The 21,591-nt window shown below is 65.8% G+C and carries 16 protein-coding genes; 7 read left to right on the plus strand and 9 right to left on the minus strand.

The window, feature by feature from the left end; all coding sequences use genetic code 11:
* Positions 1–59 precede the first annotated feature (59 nt).
* Entirely contained in the window at positions 60–641 is a 582-nt protein-coding gene (locus V5F84_RS20020; protein ID WP_394041972.1) for a DUF4142 domain-containing protein, read from the minus strand.
* Positions 642–1,198: 557 nt separating this feature from the next.
* Here V5F84_RS20020 and V5F84_RS20025 point away from each other — a divergent pair.
* Complete coding sequence (locus V5F84_RS20025) at positions 1,199–4,405, plus strand: autotransporter domain-containing protein (protein WP_394041971.1); 3,207 nt, start codon at positions 1,199–1,201, stop codon at positions 4,403–4,405.
* Positions 4,406–4,501: 96 nt separating this feature from the next.
* Here the strand turns inward: V5F84_RS20025 and V5F84_RS20030 are convergent, their stop codons facing one another.
* From V5F84_RS20030 to V5F84_RS20065, 8 genes are all read right to left on the minus strand, one after another.
* Positions 4,502–5,170: a hypothetical protein gene (locus V5F84_RS20030; RefSeq protein WP_394041970.1), complete on the minus strand. Its 669-nt coding sequence runs from the start codon at positions 5,168–5,170 to the stop codon at positions 4,502–4,504.
* Entirely contained in the window at positions 5,167–6,300 is a 1,134-nt protein-coding gene (locus V5F84_RS20035) for a hypothetical protein (protein WP_394041969.1), read from the minus strand. Before V5F84_RS20035 ends, V5F84_RS20030 begins: the two co-directional genes overlap by 4 nt.
* A 72-nt stretch (positions 6,301–6,372) precedes the next feature.
* Entirely contained in the window at positions 6,373–9,504 is a 3,132-nt protein-coding gene (locus V5F84_RS20040) for an efflux RND transporter permease subunit (RefSeq protein WP_394041968.1), read from the minus strand.
* Between the two features lie 11 nt (positions 9,505–9,515).
* Positions 9,516–10,607 carry an efflux RND transporter periplasmic adaptor subunit gene (locus V5F84_RS20045; protein ID WP_394041967.1) on the minus strand — a complete coding sequence of 364 codons (1,092 nt, stop codon included), beginning with the start codon at positions 10,605–10,607 and terminating at the stop codon, positions 9,516–9,518.
* A gap of 102 nt (positions 10,608–10,709) precedes the next feature.
* Positions 10,710–11,321 carry a TetR/AcrR family transcriptional regulator gene (locus tag V5F84_RS20050; protein ID WP_394041966.1) on the minus strand — a complete coding sequence of 204 codons (612 nt, stop codon included), beginning with the start codon at positions 11,319–11,321 and terminating at the stop codon, positions 10,710–10,712.
* Positions 11,322–11,448: 127 nt separating this feature from the next.
* On the minus strand, positions 11,449–12,123 hold the full coding sequence (locus V5F84_RS20055; RefSeq protein ID WP_394041965.1) for an invasion associated locus B family protein: 675 nt from the start codon (positions 12,121–12,123) through the stop codon (positions 11,449–11,451).
* A gap of 136 nt (positions 12,124–12,259) precedes the next feature.
* Positions 12,260–13,090, minus strand: a complete 831-nt coding sequence (locus V5F84_RS20060) for an FkbM family methyltransferase (protein WP_394041964.1) — start codon at positions 13,088–13,090, stop codon at positions 12,260–12,262.
* Positions 13,091–13,221: 131 nt separating this feature from the next.
* Positions 13,222–13,617 (minus strand): hypothetical protein, encoded by a 396-nt coding sequence (locus tag V5F84_RS20065; protein ID WP_394041963.1) that lies wholly within the window; start codon positions 13,615–13,617, stop codon positions 13,222–13,224.
* A gap of 164 nt (positions 13,618–13,781) precedes the next feature.
* Here V5F84_RS20065 and V5F84_RS20070 point away from each other — a divergent pair, with 164 nt between their 5' ends.
* The 6 genes from V5F84_RS20070 to V5F84_RS20095 all read left to right on the plus strand — a co-directional run bounded on the left by V5F84_RS20070 (position 13,782) and on the right by V5F84_RS20095 (position 21,538).
* Positions 13,782–15,077 (plus strand): lipopolysaccharide biosynthesis protein, encoded by a 1,296-nt coding sequence (locus V5F84_RS20070; protein ID WP_394041962.1) that lies wholly within the window; start codon positions 13,782–13,784, stop codon positions 15,075–15,077.
* A 207-nt stretch (positions 15,078–15,284) separates the two neighbouring features.
* On the plus strand, positions 15,285–17,411 hold the full coding sequence (locus V5F84_RS20075) for a GumC family protein (protein ID WP_394041961.1): 2,127 nt from the start codon (positions 15,285–15,287) through the stop codon (positions 17,409–17,411).
* A gap of 165 nt (positions 17,412–17,576) precedes the next feature.
* Positions 17,577–18,434: a polysaccharide biosynthesis/export family protein gene (locus tag V5F84_RS20080; RefSeq protein WP_394041960.1), complete on the plus strand. Its 858-nt coding sequence runs from the start codon at positions 17,577–17,579 to the stop codon at positions 18,432–18,434.
* A gap of 77 nt (positions 18,435–18,511) precedes the next feature.
* Positions 18,512–19,336: a WecB/TagA/CpsF family glycosyltransferase gene (locus V5F84_RS20085; protein WP_394041959.1), complete on the plus strand. Its 825-nt coding sequence runs from the start codon at positions 18,512–18,514 to the stop codon at positions 19,334–19,336.
* Positions 19,333–20,724 carry a hypothetical protein gene (locus tag V5F84_RS20090; protein WP_394041958.1) on the plus strand — a complete coding sequence of 464 codons (1,392 nt, stop codon included), beginning with the start codon at positions 19,333–19,335 and terminating at the stop codon, positions 20,722–20,724. Before V5F84_RS20085 ends, V5F84_RS20090 begins: the two co-directional genes overlap by 4 nt.
* Positions 20,693–21,538: an FkbM family methyltransferase gene (locus V5F84_RS20095; protein ID WP_394041957.1), complete on the plus strand. Its 846-nt coding sequence runs from the start codon at positions 20,693–20,695 to the stop codon at positions 21,536–21,538. The genes V5F84_RS20090 and V5F84_RS20095 overlap by 32 nt, the downstream gene beginning before the upstream one ends.
* The last annotated feature ends 53 nt before the right edge of the window (positions 21,539–21,591 follow it).

Here is a 21,591-nt window from a genome sequence, read left to right on the forward strand (position 1 = left end):
CGCGGTTGACCGGATGGCGCCGAGAAGACGCCATCCGGTCTTTCGAACGTCTGTGGCGATCAGAGCTTCAGCTTGGCCAGATCGTAGCACATCTTCAGGTGCATCTCGATGATCGGCAGCGTCTTCTGCGCGAAGGCCTTCAGGGCCGGATTGTCGCCGCCTTTGGCATAGCCGGCGAACAGGCCGACGGCATCCTGATGGCCCTTGGTCTGCACGGCGATGTAATCCGCATCGAACGTGGCGCCATCCTCGCTCTTCAGGCGGGCCAGGGTCTTGTCGAAATCGTCGCCGAGGCCGGTCGGCAGAGTCAGGCCGGTGTTGGCCTTGCCGAAGGCGACTCCGAAATTCTTGCCGATCTTGGTATGGTCCTTCACCATCTTCTTGGCGAAGGCGAGCACCTTCTTGTTCTTGCTCTTCTCCAGCGCGACCTGGCTTGTGACGATCTCGAACTGATTGGCCCGGGCCGCCGTATCCACGAAGGCGGCCGTGGTCGGCACGGCCGCGGCCTTGGCGATCTCGGCGGGCGACGGGCCGGCGGCGGGCGCGGCGGTGCTCGCAGGCATAGTCATGGTCTGCGCCGAAGCGGCGGGCACGCCCGCCAGCAAAGCCGCGGCAACGAGAAGGTTGGACAATTTCGACATCTGGCGCTTCTCCCAAAGGTACGACCGCCCGGCACACTGCGGGTACTATCCAACGGCCGTATGACAGCCTAACTCATTTTCACAGAAGCGCTATTCACGTGCCCCCCGGGTCCGGCGCACAACCCGCGCGCGCAGGCTCCCGCACCGCCGCGCGCGGCGCGCTTCCGAGGCCGCTCCTCCAACGGAAGGGGCGCCCGGGAGTCTTGGCAGAAACTGGCGATCTAACCTGTTTGCGACAGGGCCGTGACTTTCACGGAAGCGCAATATTGCCTGAACCCGTAGGTTATGACGCTATTTTAACAGCCGACCGACTTTTTAAAACTTTACGGAAACCTATCAATTTCTCCGCCTCCATGCTTGACAAAGATACCTCCCCATACGAAACAAGGCAAAATCTGGGCTGGTGTAAGCTTATGATTAGATTCATGGGCGGGCGCCACCTCACGCAATGACCGTCACCCGTCTAAATTTAGTCAGCAAATAACTCCCTCCGACACAGAAGTCATTCGCGGCAAAGCCTTGCTTTATGCCAGCGACATTTATTTGCGGAGAGTCTTATGCGCAGAGTCCTTGCTTCGCTTTCGTTTGTGTTGCTGTCGTCGACGGCCTTTGCGCAAAAGGCGCCTCCGCAATATACGTCCCTATGGTCTCTGGGAGACAGCCTTTCCGACGTCGGCCGCACCTATGACCGCACCTCGTATCTGAGCGCGATCGGACAAGGCATCGGCAGCGTCATCGGCGGCAGTCTGGTGCCCGATATCACGCAGCCCAAGGGTCCGCTTTACTATAAGGGCCATTTCTCCAACGGGCAGGTGTGGGTCGAATACCTGTCCAAGCTGAACAACCTGCCCTACAATGCCGACCGCAACCTTGCCTGGGGCGGCGCCGTGACGGGCACGCCCTACAGCAATATCCTCGCCACCGTGGTGCAGCACCTGGAGCAGCAGGTCGGCCAGTTCGACGACAAGGTCACCGGCATCAAGCGCGCCTGGTACGATCCGCGCAGCAACGTTCCCGCCGAGCCGGCTTCGAGCTACGGCAACAAGCCGCTGATCACCTTCTGGATCGGCGGCAACAATTTCCGCCAGCAGATCGAGGACACCAACTGGTATACCTTCATCTCCAACCGCACCGCCTATTACAGCACGCTGCAAACGCAGAAGGACATCCTGCTCAAGAACATTCCGGATGACCTGCGGACCATCAATTCCACCATCAACGGCCGCGCGGATATCGCCCAGCTGGGCGCCACCTATTATGTGCCGACCATCGCCGACGTCAGCACCACGCCGAAATTCCTCGGCCTCTCGGACGCCGACCGCCAGCCGCTGAGCGCCGCCATCAAGGATACCAACCGCCAGCTGAAGGCGAACCTCTACAATCTCGGCGACGAGTTCGCGCAGGCCAATTCCCAGACCCGCCTCGTGGTCATCGACGCCGCCGCCCTGCTCGCCGAAGTGCAGCGCGATCCCACATCCTTCGGCTTCAAGAACGCCAAGGACAATTGCGTCGATTCGGAAACCGGCAAATACACCAACGGCTGCTCCGCGGCCAATGTGGGCGACTATCTGTTCTGGGATCAGTTCCATCCCACGACCAAAGCCCATGAGATGATCGCCCAATATGCCCAGACCACCGACTATCTGGAATATGGCGCGGCGGTCACCTTGACCCAGCCTTATGTCGCCAACATCGAGATCCGCGATCGCACCTATGCCGGGACCATCGGCGGCACCGGCTCCATGATCAAGCAGGGCGAATCCACCCTCACCCTCGCCGGCACCAACAGCTACAAGGGCGGCACGCGCGTCGACAACGGCCTGGTGCGCGTCTCCGCCGACGCCAATCTCGGCGATGTCTCCGGCGCGCTGACGCTCCAGGGCGGCGGCGTGCGCGCCAGCCAATCCTTCACCATGCTGCGCGAGGTGCGGGTGAACGCCTCGGTCTCCTACGGCGAGATCGGCGGCTCCGCGTTCGGCGGCACGTTCAATGTGGACCCGGGCGCGGTGCTGACCTTGCAGGGGTCCGCGCTCTCGGGCTCCGGCAATATTCGCAAGGACGGCGCCGGCACGCTGGACATCCGCACCAGCGTGACCAGCTCCCGCGACCTCACCCAGGTGGATGCCGGCCTGCTGAAGATCAACAGCACGGGCGAATATCGCACCACGGTGCTCAATATCGGCGCCCAGGGGGCGGTCGGCGGCAGCGGCACCATCGTCGGCACCGTGAACAATGCGGGTCGCCTGACGCCGGGCAATTCCATCGGCACCCTCACCATCCAGGGCGACCTGATCCAGCAGGACAGCGGCTCCTACCAGCTGGAAGTGGACACCAACCGCAACGACAATCTGATCGTCACCGGCACCATGAAGCTCGACGGCGACGTGAGCATCGTCACCGACCCGACGGACAAGCTGACCACCCAGACCTTCACCGTCGCCCGCTCCGCCGGCGCGCTGCAAGGCCAGTATGACGAGGTGGTCGATCTCTCGCCCTTCCTCTCGGAAACCCTGAGCTACACCCCCAATGCGGTCAGCGTGACCTTCTCGCGCAATTTCGCGGCCCCGGCCGTGACCGCGAACCAGCGCGCGGTGGCTGCCCATCTGAACGCCTCCTACCAGAGCGGTTCCCAGGGCGACCTCGACAATGTGTTCTACGGCCTCGACACCACGGGAACCAACGCGGTCGGCGCCGCGGCGCTCGACCAATTGTCCGGCCAGTCGATCGGCAATCTGCTCACCGCGGACGCGGTGCAGCGCGGCCAGTTCACCCGCGCCCTTGAAGACCGCATCGCCGCCCGGCGCGCGGGCCGTGGCGCCGGCGACCTGGGCGCCAATGCCTCCATGCTCTCCCTCGGCCCGGATAGCGCGGGCCTCGGCGGCGCGCTCCAGGATGCCTCGGCGGCGGTCGCCCAGTCCGGCCCCGGACAGAAGGGCGTCGGCGACGGCAGCGTCTCCGCCTGGGCGCGCGTGCTCGGCGGCCCCACCAGCGTCGGCGGCGCGGGCGCCTTCGACATGACCGGCGTCGGCGTGCTGCTGGGCGTGGACAAGGTGCTCGGCAACGGCCTCGTCGGCATCTCGCTCGGCTACGGCAATTTCGACAATAACGGCATCACCGGCGGCGACGGCAGCGCGGACAGCTATCAGGTCTCGCTCTACGGCTCGCTGCAATCGGGCAATTGGTTCCTCGACGGCACGCTCGGCTATGCTTATTCCGACTATGCCACCAACCGCGCGCTTACCTTCGGCAATCTGACGCGCATGGCGACGGCCTCGCCCAATGGCAATGACGTGACCTTCTCGCTGAAATCGGGCGGCATGTTCGCGCTCGGCGCCTTCACCGCCGAGCCGAGCGTCGGCTTCGACTGGTACCACCTCTCGCGCAGCGCCTTCACGGAAGGCTATGCGGGTTCCGCCGGCCTCAATGTGGACTCGGCGAACCTCGATCTGGTGATGCCCTCGGTGGGCGTGCGCCTCGCCACCACCTTCGGCTTCGGCGCCATCAGCCTCAGCCCGGAGCTGAGCGCCCGTTACTACTATAATTTCGGCGATACCAACGTCGGCACCACCGCCGGCCTGATCGGCGCTCCCGCCCTGCCCTTCACGGTGGATACCACGGGCATCGGGCGCAACATCGGCGTGCTGGCGGCGGGCCTCTCGGCCCAGCAGGGCGAGCATCTGCGGGTGTTCGGGCAGTATGAGCTTTCGCTGAGCGACGATGTGACGGCGCAGTCCTTCTCCGCCGGCCTCAAATACACGTGGTGAGAGAGGGCCGGCGCACCGCCGGCCGCCTTATCCCGCACGCAATGAGAAAGCCGGGGCGCCACCCCGGCTTTTTCCGTTTCAACCCGCCCCGTGCCATCAGGACGGCAGGGTTTCCAGCGGAAACGGCGTGCGCTCCCAGATCTTGCCGAGCTTGAGCTTTTCCACGCTATAGGCCTCGCGTTCGTGCAGAAAGTTGGCGAGGATGAGACGATCCTCGCAGGACAGCTTGTTGCCGAGGGCGAGCAGCTTTTCATCCAAGCCGAGGCGCTTCAGGTGCGGAAGCCACATATGTGCTGCGAAAGGGGACGTGGCGATGAGATCGCGGGCCTCGTCCAGACTGCCTTCCGCGATTCGATACAGGAAGTAGCCCGCGCCCGTGCGCTGGAGGATTGACGGATTTGTTTCCCGCCGGCTTCGAATATAGTCAATATCGCTGCCTAGAGCCTGCAATTTTGGCAATGCAATCTCTTCGATCCGATCGCAGACCGTCTTGGATATTCCGGGATCTGAAAGCAGCCAAAGCCCAGCACGGGGCGGATAAACAGGGTTGTTTAAACTAATAGTAAAATAGTCGTACTTAAAACACAAAAACATCATCGACAATCCAACATCAAAACAATCCGCCATGCTTGTACGATCAATAAAAATACCCTTCAATACATGCTTAACCGGCTTTATCACAATCACACGACCGATCAGGGCTAAATCCTTATTCTTTTCCAGCAACGGCGACACAAGAAGTTTCACCTCTCTCAGAGTCGTCATCGGGTGGGCCTCACTTGTATAACGATAATATTTTCTGTACCCGGGAAACGTTGAAACACGGCGTTCGAAATTTCAGCCGAACGGCCAGCGGATAGGCCGCTTTGACCGGTCTTTATATCATACACACAGACAGTCTCAGCATTAACTCGTTCGAATACATCAATCCGAATTGATCCTCGATAGCCATAAGGTACGCGATCTTGGGCGTTTGGGTCCGCCTCATCCATCGTCTTCAGAAACGAAACCTCCGAAACAAAATTCGGATCTCTTAACTCCTTTATCCTGCGATTTATCTCGGAATGCACCGCAGTTCCATAAGTTGCAGCACTTGCATAGTCGGATCGATTAAGCTTGCGGGCCGCATCGTCCGCATAGTCCAAAACCTCGCCGTACCTGCGGCACGCCTTCTCGACCTCCTCCTTGGTCAAAGCTCCGACATAAGATGGCACCACCTGCGGCGCAGTGCCCGGCGCATATTCGCGCGCCGTGAAGGCAATAACCGGCTGCGCGCCGGAGCCAAGGGGTCCGAAGGCCCCTGCGGCATAGGCTCCGTACAGCGTGAGAGCGAGTTCTATCGTCGCGATCGCAGCAGGTGCGGCGACGAGCGGGAGGAAAGCAGGCTGGACGATCGCCTGCGGCTGTGGCCCCGCTTCGGCCCAGACGGTCTGGCTGAGAAGCCGGCCCTCGCCGTCGTAAATCTCTTGCGTATTGCCGCGGTTGCGAAACGTGGCGACGGCCCCGTCCGCCCGTTCGACACGGTGGATGCTGTCCCATTCCGGGCTGTCGCCGGGCGCCGCGTAGCGCGACACGATGCGGCTGCCATCCGCATTGGCCACCGCCTGCGCAGCCAAGCTGCCGTCGGCGCGGTAGATGCCGCGGGTCGCGCTTTCCTGCGCACCGCTGCCGCTGACGCGCGGGACGGTGCGCGGCGCGGAGACAAGGCCGCCCGACCCGCCCCCATCGGTCCATCGCCCGCCGCCGGTATTGCCCGCGGGAATGCGGGGCTGGGCGAAATTGAAGCCCGCCTTCCGGACGAGGCCATAGCGCAGCAATTGAACTTCGAACTTCAACGCCGCCAGGGCGCTGGCGATCTGTGCCAGCTCCAGATGATCGTCTCGAATGGACGGCATATCCCCCTCCCATGCGCAAATGCTCGCGCATGGGATTAAAGGATAAAATTCCTATTATCAATTTATTCCTAATTACTCAAGCCCATCACGCGGGTGCCCCGCCCCGTGGCCGGCCCCGTCTCCGGTCGGCGCCTGCGGTTCGGCCTGCCCCTCCTCCGGCGCCAGCACCTTCACCCGGAAGAAGGCGGCATAAAGCGCCGGCACCACCAGCAGGGTCAAAGCGGTCGCCACCAGGAGCCCGCCCATGATGGTGATGGCCATGGGCCCCCAGAAGGCGCTGCCCGCCAGCGGGATCATGCCCAGCACCGCCGCGAGCGCGGTCAGCACCACCGGGCGGGCGCGGCGCAAGGTGGCGTCCACCACCGCCTGCCCCGGCGCGTGGCCGGCCTTGATGTCGGTGTCGATCTGGTCCACCAGGATCACCGTGTTGCGCATGATCATGCCGGCGAGCGCGATCAGCCCCAGCAGCGCCACGAAGCCGAACGGCTTGTTGGCCACCAGCAGCGCCCAGGTGGCGCCGATCACGCCCAGAGGCGCCGTGCACAGCACCAAGGCGAGCCGCGAGAAGCTCTGCAGCTGGATCATGAGCAAGGTGAGCATGGCCACGATCATGATCGGGAACACCGCCGCCAGCGCCTTGTTGGCCTTCACGCTCTCCTCGATGGCACCGCCGGTCTCGATGCGATAATCGGCGGGAAGGCTCGCCTTGATGGCCGCGAGCTTGGGCAGCAGGCGGGTGGTGACGTCGGGCGGCTGCACGCCGTCCTTGACGTCCGCCCGCACGGTCAGCACCAGGTCGCGGTCGCGCCGCCACAGGATCGGCTCCTCGGAGGCATAGACGATGCGCGCCACCTGGCCGAGCGGCACGGCGACCCCGTTGCGGGAGCCGACGGTGAGGCCGGCGAGATCCTGAAGGTCCGCCCGCTCCTGCGGCACCGCGCGGGCCACCACGTCGATCAGCAGGGTCCCCTCGCGATGCTGGGTCACGGTGTAGCCGGACAACAGGGTCTGCAAGGTCTCCGCCACGTCGCGCGGCGTGGTGCCGAGCGCGCGCGCCCGGTCCTGGTCCACCTGGAGGGTCACGGATTTCACCCGCTCGCCCCAGTTCAGATGCGGATCGATCAGCGCCGGATCGCCCGCCATCACCACGCGCACCTGCTCGGCGATGTCGCGCACCTTCTGCGGATCCGGCCCGATGACGCGGAAATTCACCGGAAAGCCCACCGGCGGGCCGAACACGAAGCGATCCACGCGCACCCGCGCCTCGCTGAGCGCGCCGTCCGCGATCTGCTTCTCCAGCCGCGCCTTGATGCGTTCGCGGGCCGCGATGTCCTTGGCGACGATCACCACCTCGGCGAAATTGGGATTGGGCAGAACCGGGTTGAGGCCAAGCCAGAAGCGCGGCGTGCCCTGGCCCACATAGGTGGTGGCGGTGGCGATGTCGGGGTCGCCTTCGAGCATCGCCTCGGCCTTCTTGGCGGTCGCCTCGCTGACATTGATGGAGGTGCCTTCCGGCAGGCGCATTTCCAGGAACAGCTCGGGCCGCGTCGATGTGGGGAAGAATTGCTGCTGCACCAGCCCGAACCCGGCGATGGACACCGCGAACAGGGCGAACGTGGTGCCGATCACGGCGAAGCGGTGGCGCAGGCAGAAATTCAGCAGCCCGCGCAGCAGCCGATACAGCCGCCCGTCATGCGCCTCGCCATGGGCATGCACCTTGAAGGTCGGCAGCAGCATGTAGCCGAGATAGGGCGTGAAGATCACCGCCACGAACCAGGAGGCGATGAGCGCGATCCCGACGATCCAGAAGATTCCCCCGGCATATTCGCCGGCGCTGGATTTCGCGAACCCCACGGGCAGGAACCCCGCCGCCGTCACCAACGTGCCGGTGAGCATGGGAAAGGCGGTGGAATGCCAGGCGAAGGTGGCCGCGTGCGCGCGGTCGAGCCCCTCCTCCATCTTCACCACCATCATCTCGATGGCGATGATCGCGTCATCCACCAGCAGGCCGAGGGCGATGATCAGCGCGCCGAGGGTGATGCGATGCAGGTCCATCCCCGAGGAGAACATCACCAGGAACACGATGGCGAGCACCAGCGGCACGGAGAGCGCCACCACGATGCCGGTGCGAAAGCCGAGCGAGAGGAAGGAGACCACCAGCACGATCACCAGCGCCTCGGCGAAGGTGTGGAGGAATTCGCCCACGGATTCGCCCACGATGTGCGGCTGGTCGGCCACCTGCGTCACATCGATGCCCGCCGGCAGCTCGCGGATCGCCTGGGCCATGGCGACCTTCAGGTTTTCTCCGAGGGTCAGGATATTGGCGCCGGCCGACATGGAGACGCCGATGCCCACGGCCGCATCCCCGTTCTGCCGCACCAGGAAGCTCGGCGGGTCCTCATAGCCGCGCCGCACGGTCGCGACGTCGCCGAGGCGGAACACCGCATTGCCCGCCGCCACCGGCACCGCCGCGATGGCATCCACGCCCGAGAAGGCGCCCGTGATGCGCAGGTTCACCCGGTCCGCATTGGTGTCGATGGCACCCCCGGAAACCACCGCATTCTGCCGCGCCACGCTGTCGAAGATCTGCTGCGGGGTGATGCCGAGGGTGGCGAGGCGTGCATGGCTGAATTCGATATAGATCCGCTCGGGCCGCACGCCCACCAGGTCCACCTTTTCCACATTCTGCACCCGCAGCAGGTCCTGGCGGATGATCTCGGCCTGCCGCTTCAGCTCGGCCGGGGCGACATTCTTGCCGCTGAGCATGTAGAGGGCGGAATAGACGTCGCCATATTCATCGTCGAAGAACGGGCCGATGACGCCGGCGGGCAGGTTCGCCTTCACGTCGCCCACCTTCTTGCGCACCTGGTACCAGAGCTCCTTCACATCCTTCGCCTGGGTGGAATCGGTGAGGTAGATCTGGATGAAGCTGACCCCGGGGCGCGAATAGCTTTCCACCCGGTCGAGATGCGGCAGGGACTGGAGCTTCTTCTCGATGGGATCGGCGACCTGCTCCTCCATTTCGGTGGAGGTGGCGCCCGGCCACACGGCGTTCACCACCATGACCTTGATGGTGAAGGAGGGATCTTCCGCCCGCCCGAGATTGAAATAGGCGAAGGTGCCGGCCGCGGCCAGCATGAGGATCGCGAACAGGGTGAGGGTGCGATGGGTGATCGCCCAGCGCGAGAGGTTGAAGCCGTCCATCGCCGCCTCCCTCACTTGGCCGCGACGGTGCGCACGAGCCGCCCGGGCTCGAGCGTCTGCGCGCCCATGGTCACCACTTCGTCGCCATCGGATACGCCCTGCGACACGAGGGCGGCATCGGCCGCATAGCCGGAGACCTCCACCGGCCGCGCGATCAGCGTCTTGGTCTTGGGATCGACCACATAGACGTGCGGACCGTTGCCGCGATCGAACACGGCGGAGAGCGGCAGGCGGGCCACGTCCTTCGTGCCCGCGGGCCGCAGCAGCACCGTGGCGGTCATGCCGAGGGCGACCGTGTCGTCCACATTCTCCAGGGTGAAGCGGGCGGGATAGGTGCGGCTCGCGGTGTCGGGCTGGGGCGAAAGCTCGCGCAGGCGCGCCTTGATCTTGACGTCGGGGGCGGCCCACAGCGTCACGGTGGCGTCGGCGGTGCGCGCGTCCGCGAGCGCGGTTTCCGGCAGCGCGACGAGGGCTTCCTTTTCGTCCAGCCGCGCGACGCGGGCCACCGTCTGCCCGGCCGTGACCACCTGGCCCGGCTCTGCGGCGGTGAAGGAGACGACGCCGTCGGCGGTGGACAGAAGATCGGAATAGGCGAGCTTGTTGCGCGCCAGATCCAGCGCGCGCTTGGCCCGCTCCAGGCGGCCCACCGCCTCCTCCTTGGCCACCGACTTGCGGTCGAGGTCCGCATTGGAGGCAAAGCCGCGCGCCAGGAGGGTGCGGTAACGCCCGTCCTCGGCGGAGGTCTGGGCGAGATTGGCCTGGGCGGCCGCAAGCTCCGCCTCGGCGCTGCCGAGTTCGAGCTTGAAATCCTCGGGATCGAGCTTGGCGATCACATCGCCCGCCTTCACCCGCTGGCCCACCTCCACGAGGCGCTGCGCCACCTTTCCGGCGACCCGGAAGGAGAGGTCGATCTCCCAGCGCGGCCGCACGACGCCGACGAAGGTCTTGTCGGCCTCGACCGGGCGCAGGGCCACGGTCATCACCTGCACCGGGCGCGGCGGCGGGCCGGCCTGCTCGGCCGGCGCGGGCTCACTGCAGGCGGAAAGGAGAAGGGCGCTGCCCAGAAGGGCGGCGCCGGCCAGGATGTGGCGGGCGGACAACATGGCTTCGGTTCCAGGCTAAAGAGTTACGACTCACCACTAACGATTTTCGACTTTCGTCATAAGACAGGCGCGCGAACACGCGGCCCCTGACGCTACGCACGCTCACAGGGGCCGGCGGTTGACCTCGACGGCGCGCAGGAGAAACCGCACCGTCTCGCGGGCCTGTGCCTCCAGGTCCTGGTCGATGCCTTGCGCCACCAGGATCGGGTGGCAAAAGCGGATGCAGCCGCCGAGCAGGATGGCGCTGACGCGGTCGACATCGTGGGGCTCGAACACGCCCTCGGTGATGCCTTCCCGGAGCAGGCCGGCGATATAGTGCCGGACGCGCTCCTTATGGGCCTCTATGGCCGCCCAATTGTGCTCGATCGCCACCAGAACCATGTCGTGGACACGCCGTTCGACAAGGAAATTATCGCGGTGGTACAATAAGATCGTCGAGAACACCTGCTCCATGCGCTCGGCGGCCGTCAACGGGGACCGCACCACGGCGGCGATCTGCCCCTCCACTTCCGCAAGGCTGCGGTTGCAGATGGTCTCGACGATGGCGTTCTTGGACGGGAAGAAGCGGTAGACATTCGCCGCGGACATATCCAGCGCGGCGGCGATGTCCGCCACGGCGGTCTTGGCGAACCCCATGCGGCGGAACATTTCTTCCGCAACGATGGCGATCCGCTCGCGGGTTTCGTCCGCCGTTTCCCTCTGTCGCACGCTCACCGGAGTCTGCCTTTCCGTCTCACAAACTGACGAATATCATAAATCGTCAGAAATAAAAAGAAAAGATGCACACGCGCCGGCCCGCGGCGCACTTCTGGCCGCAGACCCTTGATTCAAATCGTTATTTTCAGATCTTGTCGCGGGCGGCCAGGGCGGCGGCGAGGCCGTTGAAGGAGATCGACAGGGAAATGGGGGTCTGCGACCGGTCCTGGAACTCCAATTTCCCGCTGCCCTTCGCGGCCGCAAGCGCGGTGGCGTCGGCGGCGCTCAGCTCGATATCGGCAATGCAGGCGCGGATGCAGAACTTATAGGACAAGGCCACGGGCTTGGCCTTCTCGTCATAGGTGAAGCGGGCCCCGGCGGGCAGCCACACGCCGGCGGGCAGCTGCAACACCAGCAGAAGCGGCGTGTCCGCCTTCAGGCGGCCGAACGCGATCTGCGCCATCAACCCCTGCTGCTTATCGCCGATTTGCAGCGTCTGGGAGACTTCGCACACCTTTGCCGCGGCGCCCTCCGGGCGTTCGCAGCGCACCACCCAATCCTCATAGGTGGCGGACGTGCGGCTCGGCCCGTCCTCCGCGGCGGCGGCGGGCGCGGCAGGCTTGGCGGGCGCAGCGGCCGGCGCGGGCTTCTTCGGCGCCGCCGGCTGGGCCGGCGGGGGCGCGGCAGGCGCGCTCTGCGCGAGCGCCTGACCCGTCAGGCCAAGAAAGAGGAGCCCCGCCACCAGCTTGGCGGAAACAGCGCGCGGCCGGCCGGCGGCCGCGAAAGGACGGGAGGCGGAGGACGCTGCACGATCCGACATGGGTTTCTCGCTGGGAGAGGGGCTTCGGCTGGACCTGATAGCGCGGCGCCGGGCGTCTGCCAACCGGGGCGGCCGTCAAAATGATACCAACCACAACAAGCCTTTGCCGCAACAGGCCGGGCCAGGCGGCGCGATCTCAAAGTCCCAGGGCGGGCCCGATCTGCGGCCAGCGGGCCGCCAGCCGGGCCTTCGCATCGGCGCGGGCGACGAACAGGAAGTTATTGATGTAGACGTGGCCCGGCAGCACTTTCGATCCGGCGGCATTGAGCGCGTCGCGCCGCTGGTGCCGGCCCGCATCGAAGGCGGAGAGCGGATGCGGCTGGCCGGCCTCGAAGAACAGGCCGGCATAGCCGAGCGGAGCGAGAAGCGCCGCCACCGAGGCGACGGCGCCCGGCCGGTGGCGCTCCTCCGCCTCCACCAGAAGGGTCGGCAGGTTGGCGCGCAGCAGGTGGTCCGCGCCCAGCAGAACCCGCGCCTCGTGACCCTCCACGTCCAGCTTGATGAAGGCGATCTCCTCGCGCACCGCCGCGTCCAGGCGGCGCAGCGGCACCGCGACGTTCTCCATCTCCACGTTCGCCGAAACCATCGCGCCATCGAGCGTGGCGAGCGGGGAAAAGCCCTTCGGCACGTGAAGCGTGGCCTCCCCCTCCGCGTCGCTCAAGGCGCATTCGAACAGCCGCAGGTCGCCGCGCCGGATGGCGTCGGGAAAGCGATAGCGCATGATGCGCACCAGGCGCGGATTGGGCTCGAAGGCGAGCACGCGGACATTCTGCCGCAGCAGGAAAAAGGTGAACAGGCCATGGTTCGCGCCGACGTCGCAGGCGGTCTCACCGGGCGCGACGAGCAACGGCAGCAGATTGACCTCGCTCTGCGGATTGCGCGCCACCAGACGGTCGAACAGATCGCAGGCCTTGGCATACAGATGGGGCAGACGTGCTTCGCCGATCGATTTCAATGCCGCTAGCACGCACACCCCCCGATCGATCCGGCTTCACCCGAAGCATAAGGCGCACGTTACAGAATTTCCCGCCGCCTCCTACCCACCTTTGCCGTTTGGGTAAAAGTCCACATGTTTGCGGTATTATAAAGCCTATGGCGTCACGGCCGGCAGACCACGCCCGGCCACATGGCGTTCTTGTAAAAGGGCTGAAGTTCGAGGCGTTTGATGCCTTGCCAAATTGTGCTATTCGCCTGCGGGCACAATTGCTGAAGCGCCGAGGTGGGGTTGCCCCGCCAGTTCACCGGAACATGGATCGTCACGGTAAACACCCCGAGACCGTATTCCGGCTCGTTGGCCCACCAGAGGCTCGGCAGATGGTTCTGCAAATAGGTGCGGATCTCCAGGCGCGGATCGTAGGGAAACGGATCGATCTCGGCGTCCAGGCTCCCCTGCCCCGGCACATTGCTGCTCGATTGCGCCAGGACCTGATGCGGCGTCGCGAGCGCGCAGGCGATGAGCAGGGCGCGGAGCCCCCGCGCGCCGGCGCGGCGCACCGCCGCCCTCCCGGCTCTGCCGGAAAACACGATCGCAAAGCCGCGGCGCTGCGCTCCCATGGCCTGGACAATCTCCCTCTGGCCCCGCACACCGGCAGCATAGGGCCCACCGCGCGCTCCGGCACGCCTCACCTTGATCTCCGAACCGCGGACGCGACAAGAGCATGAAGCCCCTTCGCAGCCTTCTGACGCCCCAGCTGATCTCGACCTATTCGGCCTATGCGGCGGCGCTGGTGGTACGCGGCATGGAGCTGGTGGGCAAGCTCGGCCTCTATATGATCGCGGCGCGCATCCTCGGCGCCCACGAGGCCGGCCTGTTCTTTCTCTGCATCACCTGGATCGGCCTGATCTCCACCGTGGCGCGGGCGGGGTTTGAAAAGGCCATCATCCGCCACATGGCCGCCGAACTCGCCCTGGGCAAGGAAAAGCAGGCGCGGATCGCGCTGTTCACGGGCGTCGGCTGGGCCACGCTGGGCGGCGCGCTCGCCACCGCCGCGACCGCGCTGTTCGCCCATCCCCTGTCCACCCATGTGTTCGGCGAGCCGGACCTCGGCCTGCCGCTGGCGGTCTCGGCGGCGGTGATCCTCCCGCAGACGCTGTGCATCGTCATCGGCCATGCGCTCTCCGGCCTCAACCGGGGGGTGGCCGCGCAATTCATCCAGAACGGCCTGTGGCCGGTGCTGACGCTGGCCGCCGTTGCCGCCGGCATCACCTCGCTCAACGGCATGCTGCTGGCCCTCGGCGGGGCGAACCTCGCCGCCACCTTGGTGGGCCTCTACCTGATCCTGCGCCACAAGGGGCCGATGCACACCCCCTCGCCCGAGGATCCGCCGGAAGAGGTGCTGCCCGCCCTGTGGAAAACCGCCTTTCCGCTCGGCGTGGTGGAAGTGGTTCAGGTGTCGCTCAATTCCATCCCGGTGCTGGTGCTCGGCGTGTTCGCGAGCGCCGCCGACGTGGGCGCCTTCTCGGTCGCCAACCGCATCTCCATGCTGATCTGGGTGGTGATCATCTCCATCGGCACCATCGCCGCCCCCTCGTTCGCGGCCCTGCACCGGCGCGGGGAATGGGACGCGCTGCGCGCGCTCAACCGGCGGGTGCGCGCGGTGGTGGCGCTGTGCGGCATTCCCGTGATCGCGGCGATGATGATCTTTCCCGCGCAGGTGCTGCACCTCATCGGCCCCGGCTTCGAGAGCGCCTCCGCCGCCCTCGTCATCATGGGCGTGGGGCAATTGGTGAACTGCCTGCTGCCGTGCCAGGACATCGTCCTCGCCATGACCGGGCACGGCGGCGTGCTGCGCTGGCTCAACACCGCCCAATTGGCCACCTGCTGCCTGCTCGGCGCCGTGCTGATCCCGCTGTTCGGCATGACCGGCGCGGCGGTCCTGACCGCGATCTTCATCGCCCAGGGGGCCATCGGCACCACTTTGGTGCTGCGCCGCCTGCTGCCCCGCGCCTTCTAAGCCATGCGCCGGCCGTTCGATCGCGATGCAAGATCCAACAGAGGCCGCAATGTTAAGGAATTTATCGTTTTCTTCGGCCAGTGGTCGCTACGGAAGGCTGCACCGCGCCCGCAAACCGGGCAGGAGCGCCGCTTTGGCGACACAATGGCCGCGCCGGACGCGCCGCGCGACGTAGAAGTCAGTGCCTCACTTGGACCGGGGATGTCGATGCAAGGTTCGCAAGCCGGCGACACGGAGAATGCGCCGCCGATGGTCTGGAGCGACAACAGGCCGACCGCCTTCACCATTCGCGACTTCCTGATCGCCACCTTCTATCATGTCCGGGTGGTGATGCTGACGGCGTTGCTGCCCGTGCTCATCGGCCTGTTCGCCGCGCTCTCCGCCAAGACCGAATATACCGCCTCCAGCCTGCTGATGGTGCTGGTGAACCGCGAGGTCTCCAATTCCCAGAACGTGACGGATTCCGGCCCGGCCGTGCTCTCCATCGAGGGCCTGAAGACGGTGGAATCGGAAGTCCAGATCATCGAGAGCGCCGACGTCATCCGCGCCACCATCGAGGACATCGGGTTCGACCACCTGTTCCCGCCCGGCCGCCTCTCCTTCATCACCGATCGCCTCAGCTTCGGCTCCCCGGCCAACGCCATGGACAAGGCGATCGAGCGCTTCCGCAAGAACATGCGCACCACGGTGCAGTCGGGCTCGAACATCATCCTGGTGTCGTTCACCAATGCCAGCCGCGAACTGGCCATCGAGGTCACGGACGCGCTGGTGAAGGCGTATCTGGATCGCCGCCGCAAGATCTTCGACAATCCGACCTCGGCGATCCTCTCGGTGGAAGTGGAGCGCTTCAAGCGCGACCTGCGCGCCGTCGACCTGGAGATCCAGGCGCTGAAGGACAAGAGCGAGGTCATCGATTTCGCCCAGGACGCGATCCTCGCCGCCAACCAGGTGGACAGCGTGATCCAGCGCCGGCGCCAGGTGGCCGAGCGGCGCGCCGCCGTCACCGCGCAGCTCGCCGAGGCCGAGAAGCAGATGAAGGCGCTCCCGAGCACGGTGTTCGACTTCGCCGAGAAGACCGACGCCACCGCCAATGACGACACCCGCAACACCCTGACGCGCCTGCTGGTGGACCGCGACCGCATCGCCCTGCAATACCAGCCCAACAGCCCGCAGATGCGCGAGGTGGAGAAGAAGATCGCCACCATCCGCCAGAGCCTGTCGGATCCGGACCAGCGCCTCGCTTCCACCAATCGCGACGTGCGCAACCCGGCCATCAGCTATGTCAACAACATGGTGCTGAGCCTGCGGGTGGAGAAGGACGCGCTCTCGCGCCAGACCGACGAGCTGGACCAGCAGCAGAAGGTGGCCGAGGAGCGGCTGACCATGCTGCGCAACACCGAGACCCGGCTCGTGGAGCTCAACCGCCAGCGCGATTCGCTGAGCGACGGCTATCGCGAATATCTGCGCCGCGCGGTCGCCGCCACCATCGAGGAGACCGCCGCCAAGGTGCGCGCCTCCAACGTGCGCGTGGTGCAGGACGCGAGCGCCGCCGTCACCAGCCGATCCATGGCGCTGCCGTTCCTCGCCGCCGGCATCTTCGGCGGGCTGCTGTTCGGCGCCGCGGCCGGCGCGCTCGCCTCGGCCGTGCGCACCGTGTTCATCCAGCCCACGGAAGGCGAACGCGCGCTGCACCTGCCCTGCCTCGCGGATTTCGCCGATGGCCGCAACGCCCTGACCACGGCCGCGGCGGAACAGACCATCAGCGGGCTCGCAACCTTGCTGCTGGATACGGAACTGGACGGCAAGCCGCTGCGCACCATGCATTTCCTGACCTCGGAACGCGACGACGATGTGCCGCTGCTGTGCCGGCGCCTCGCCGAGGAGATGAGCCTGCAGCGCGGCCTGCGCACCTTGCTGGTGGACCTGTGCTCGGCCTCCCCCTTCCCGCTCGAATCGGTCGGTTCGGAGGTCAAGGGCGGGCTTGCCATATCGGCCACCCCGGTGCCGCTGCTGTGGTCGCTGACCGACAGCAGCGAATCGCCGCTGCTGAGCGTGCGGCTTTCCCTGGTCGAAGGGCGCCAGATGATGGAGGAACTGCAAGACCTGTTCGACGCCATCGTCATCTGCTCCACCGCCCAGGGCGCCTCTCCCGTGATTCAGCGCCTGAACATGCTCGTGGATGCCAATGTCCTGATGATCCGGGCCGAGCATACCCGCAAGCCTGCCGCGCTCCGGTTGCGCTCTATTGTTATGGAAAACGGCGGATTTGTTCTCGGATTCATATTTATGGGACGCAGATACTACCTACCCGAGTGGATTTACCGGAGAGCCTGACAAGAAACGTTTCATTAACCATGGAGCTTTAGGGTTGCTTTACCACGTTGATCGGTTCAGCGACCCCGCTTCACGCTTCCCCCATCGCCCTCCGCCTCGCGCGGCGCGGCGCGGGCGGGCCGGCGCAGGGTCCTGGACGGGGTCGCCCACTAGGAGCCTTGCTCGATGCCCTCCCCCGCATGCGAAGCGACCCGTCGCGATCGCAGCCCGGAGCTGGGTGCGCCTCGCGGCCGGCGTGCCGGGCCGTGGGCGGCCCTGCGGCTGCCTTTGCTCCTGCTGCTGGGCAGCACCGCCCTTGCCGGCTGCACCACGACGTCCGGCCGCACCCCCCTGCTCACCGGGCAGGAACTGAGCTTCACCCAGGTCAACCCCGAGGGCTTCCGCCCCTGGACGCCGGGCATCCCCGTCTATCGCATCGGCGCGGGCGACAAGCTGAAGATCAAATTCTCCATCACCCGCGAGATGGACGAGGATCTCGTGGTCTCGCCCGACGGCACCATCGGCCTGCGCGCGGTGGGCCAGATCAAGGTCGAGGGCATGACGCTCGCCGGCCTCCAGGAGACCATCCGCGTCTCCGCCCGGCGCGAATTGACCGACCAGCGGGTGGTGGTCTCGCTGGAGGATTCCGGCTCCTCCAAGGTATATGTGGGCGGCAGCGTGGCCCATCCGGGGCTCTACAAGATCGCCGAGATGCGCGTGTCCTCGCTGGAGGCGGTCCTGCTCGCCGGCGGCTTCACCGACGAGGCGCGCCTCGGCGAGGTGGCGCTCATCCGCCGCGATCCCTCCAACCGCGCGATGCTCAAGATCATCAATGTGCGCGACATGATCCAGACCGGCTCGGACGAGGCCGACGTTCCGCTGGTGGCCGGAGACATCCTCTACGTGCCGCGCAGCGACATCGCCGAGCTGAATTTGTGGATCGACCAGTTCATCAACAAGGTCGTGCCGTTCCAGCGTACCTTCTCCTACACGCTGGGCGCCTATTCCACCACGTCCAGCGGCGCTTCGTCCTTCATCCCCTGAGCCCTTTTCTTGCGGGCGCAAGGTGTTATATCCCAAGGTGCGGCGCGGCGCGCGCCGGGCAAGATGCGGTGGGACCGATGCCAGCAGACGCAGCCGAGGCGCCGATCCGGGAAGTTCCCTATCTCGGCGTGCGCATTTCCTGCCTCGACGTGCCGGCGGCCGCGGCCCGCATCGCCGCGCGGGGCGCCGACGCTCCGTTCGCCTATGTAGTGACCCCCAACGCCCAGCATTTCGTGCGGTTGGGACGCCTCAAGGATGCCCGCTTCGCCGACGCCTATGCCCATGCCTGGCTGCGCCTGCTGGACGGCAAGACGCCACGCGCCCTCGCCCGCCGCGTGTTCGGGCTCGATTTGCCTCATGCCGCCGGCAGCGACCTGACCGCCTATCTGTTCGCGCACCATATCGCCCCCGGCGACAGCGTGACCGTGATCGGTGGGGGCGAGGAGATGCGCCGCCGCCTGATGGACCGGTTCGGCCTCAAGGCGGTGAACCTGCTCAACCCCTCCATGGGCTTCATCAACAAGCCGGAAGAGGTGGAGGCCTGCGTGGATTTCGTGCTCGCCCATCCGGCGCGCTACGTGTTCTTCGCGGTCGGCGCCCCAGCCTCCGAATATATGGCGCGGATGGTGGAGAAGCGCGGCGGGGCGGTGGGCACCGGGCTGTGCGTCGGCTCCTCGCTCAATTTCGTCACCGGCATCGTGCAGCGCGCGCCGGAATTCTATCGCAAGTTCGGCCTGGAATGGCTGCACCGCCTGATGCTGAACCCCAAGGGCCACGCGCGGCGGGTGTTCGTGGAATCCATGCCGCTGCTGCTGATGGTGGCCGATGCCCGGCGCAATCCTTCCGCCTACGGCATGGCGGGCGGCAAGGACGAGGGCGCGGGGAGCCCGGGCCAGCCATGAGCGCGCCGGCCGCGCGCGCCTATCGGCACGTGGCCATTCCACGGGTCGGAAGGTTCGCGCCCTCCTCCCGGCCGGACCTCGGCGAGCGCCTTTCGCCGAACCTCACGTTCGTGGTGCTGCTCGGCGTGCTGCCGATGTTCGCCCAATGCTTCCATTATCTCAACGAACTGCCGCCCACCTACCTGCTCTCCAAGGCCTGGCCGGTCATGGCGATTCCGCTGACGCTCTACGCCATGGCGCGCATGAAGCTGCCGGGCAAGGCGATCTATCTGGTGTTCCTCGCCTATGCCATCGGCTTCACGCCGCTGATCTCCATGATCCAGCTGGGCAACGGCTTTTTCGACGCGCTGACCACCACCATCAAGATCTGGCCGGTCACTTATTATTTCGCGCTCTCCGCGCTGCTGGCCTGGATGGCGCCCACGGGGCCGCGGCTGAAGACGGTGGTGCTCACGCTCGGCTATGCCACCTATGGCATCATGGTGCTGCTGTGGCTGGTGGCGCCGGCCTCCTGGTACAATAGCGATCCCTCGGTCGGAAAGCTGATGCTGTTCGAGGCCGAGCGCGGCTATCGCATCTACATGCCCATGTTCTTCGGCATGCTGCTGGTATTCTACCTCACGCGCAGCTTCATGCAGCGGCCGCATTGGCTGAAGGTGGCGGCGGTGGGCATCGCGGTGCTGCTGATGTTCATCATCTTCAAGCAGCGCGCCTCGATCGGCAGCGCCCTGGTGGTGGTCGGCTTCGGCGTGGTGGCCTCGGCGCCGCGGCAATTGCGCCGGCTGATGATCGGCGGCCTGTGCCTGCTGGTGCCCCTGGCGGTGGCCGTTCTGGTGATGAAGGCCAACGGCAACGTGGCCGAATCCCTCGGCGGCTCGCTCTCGGTGCGGCAGAATTCGTTCGCGCTGGCGACCCAGTTCCTGGGCACCGACATCTGGCACTGGCTGTTCGGCGTCGGTGCAACCACGCGTTTCAGCACCATCACGCTCGCGGAAATCTTCGGCAACGCGCAATTCTTCATCGCCGATCTCGGCTGGGTCGGCGTGGTGTTTGAATATGGCGCCGTGGGTGCGCTGTTAATCGTCGTGCTATATTTGTGGGGCTATGTGGCGGTGAGCAAGGCCGCGCAGCGCAGCGGCGAGCCGTTCGCCCAGGCCCTTGCTGACTATATTCTCTTCCTCATGGTGAGCTCCGCGGTATATTCCCTGGTGCTGACCCCCGGCGAACTCGGCGTCATCATGGCGCTCGCCGTCTATCTCGACCGGTACCGGGGACAACATCCGGGCCGCACGCCGCCCGCACCTGCCGACCTTGAGGCTGACAGATCCACCCGTAGACGGATGATGGTGATTACCCATGCTGCGACGGCTAAAAAAACTGTTCGGTGAGCCGGCCTTCCAGGCCGCGCCCGTGACCGTGCTCACGCGCGCGCTGACCTGGGCGGTCTCCGTGCCGCTTGGCCGCCAGCCCGTGTTCACCCTGGTGCCGGGCGGCGCCAAGCTGACCGTGCCGAGCGACTTCCGCTACACCTCGGTCTCCGCCTTCCTGCTGCGCGACGCCATCGAGCCGGAATTGCGCTACATCCAGAATTTCGTCGGCAAGGGCGACGTGTTCATCGACGTGGGCGCCAATATCGGCCTGTTCACCTTGAAGGTTGCGCCCTATGCCGGCCGCGTGGTGGCGGTGGAGCCGGGCAAGGATGCCGGCGACCTGCTGGCCAAGAACATCGCGCTGAACGGCTTTTCCCATGTGACCATCGTGCGCAAGGCGCTGTCCGACGCGCCGGGCGAAGCGGTGCTCCACCACAATCCCCTCGGCGACGACCCGCAGGCCTTCTCGCTGATCAGCGACGGCACCGACGTGGAGAGCGAGGTGGTAGTGATCACCACGCTCGACCAGATGGTGCAGGATCTCGCCCTGCCGCGCGTGGACTGCATCAAGATGGATGTGGAAGGCGCGGAGAACATGGTGATCGCGGGGGCCGGCCACACCCTCTCCACCTGGCGGCCGGACGTGATCTTCGAGATCAATTGCCCGACCCTGTTCAAGGCGGGGGGCGATCCGGCGGCCTCGTGGAACGGCCTCGCCGCCCATGGCTATGCCTTCTTCCGCCTTCAGGACGACGGCGCGCTGCGCCCGCTCTCCAGCCGGCCGACCGAATTCTGCAACGTGGTCGCCCGCCATCCCCAAGGCCGCGCCTGAGCGGAAAAGATGATCCGCGCCGCCTGAGCGGGAAAGATCAACCACGCGAAAGA

The organism is Roseixanthobacter liquoris (genome assembly GCF_043195135.2).
Lineage (GTDB): Bacteria > Pseudomonadota > Alphaproteobacteria > Rhizobiales > Xanthobacteraceae > NCEH01.

Excerpts from the sequence above, each read along its gene's own strand:
- V5F84_RS20080 (WP_394041960.1), top strand. The coding sequence starts at position 17,577 with ATGCCCTCCCCCGCATGCGAAGCGACCCGTCGCGATCGCAGCCCGGAG.
- V5F84_RS20085 (WP_394041959.1), top strand. The coding sequence starts at position 18,512 with ATGCCAGCAGACGCAGCCGAGGCGCCGATCCGGGAAGTTCCCTATCTC.
- V5F84_RS20035 (WP_394041969.1), bottom strand. The coding sequence starts at position 6,300 with ATGCCGTCCATTCGAGACGATCATCTGGAGCTGGCACAGATCGCCAGC.
- V5F84_RS20025 (WP_394041971.1), top strand. The coding sequence starts at position 1,199 with ATGCGCAGAGTCCTTGCTTCGCTTTCGTTTGTGTTGCTGTCGTCGACG.
- V5F84_RS20040 (WP_394041968.1), bottom strand. The coding sequence starts at position 9,504 with ATGGACGGCTTCAACCTCTCGCGCTGGGCGATCACCCATCGCACCCTC.
- V5F84_RS20020 (WP_394041972.1), bottom strand. The coding sequence starts at position 641 with ATGTCGAAATTGTCCAACCTTCTCGTTGCCGCGGCTTTGCTGGCGGGC.
- V5F84_RS20075 (WP_394041961.1), top strand. The coding sequence starts at position 15,285 with ATGCAAGGTTCGCAAGCCGGCGACACGGAGAATGCGCCGCCGATGGTC.
- V5F84_RS20090 (WP_394041958.1), top strand. The coding sequence starts at position 19,333 with ATGAGCGCGCCGGCCGCGCGCGCCTATCGGCACGTGGCCATTCCACGG.
- V5F84_RS20095 (WP_394041957.1), top strand. The coding sequence starts at position 20,693 with ATGCTGCGACGGCTAAAAAAACTGTTCGGTGAGCCGGCCTTCCAGGCC.
- V5F84_RS20055 (WP_394041965.1), bottom strand. The coding sequence starts at position 12,123 with ATGTCGGATCGTGCAGCGTCCTCCGCCTCCCGTCCTTTCGCGGCCGCC.
- V5F84_RS20045 (WP_394041967.1), bottom strand. The coding sequence starts at position 10,607 with ATGTTGTCCGCCCGCCACATCCTGGCCGGCGCCGCCCTTCTGGGCAGC.
- V5F84_RS20030 (WP_394041970.1), bottom strand. The coding sequence starts at position 5,170 with ATGACGACTCTGAGAGAGGTGAAACTTCTTGTGTCGCCGTTGCTGGAA.
- V5F84_RS20070 (WP_394041962.1), top strand. The coding sequence starts at position 13,782 with ATGAAGCCCCTTCGCAGCCTTCTGACGCCCCAGCTGATCTCGACCTAT.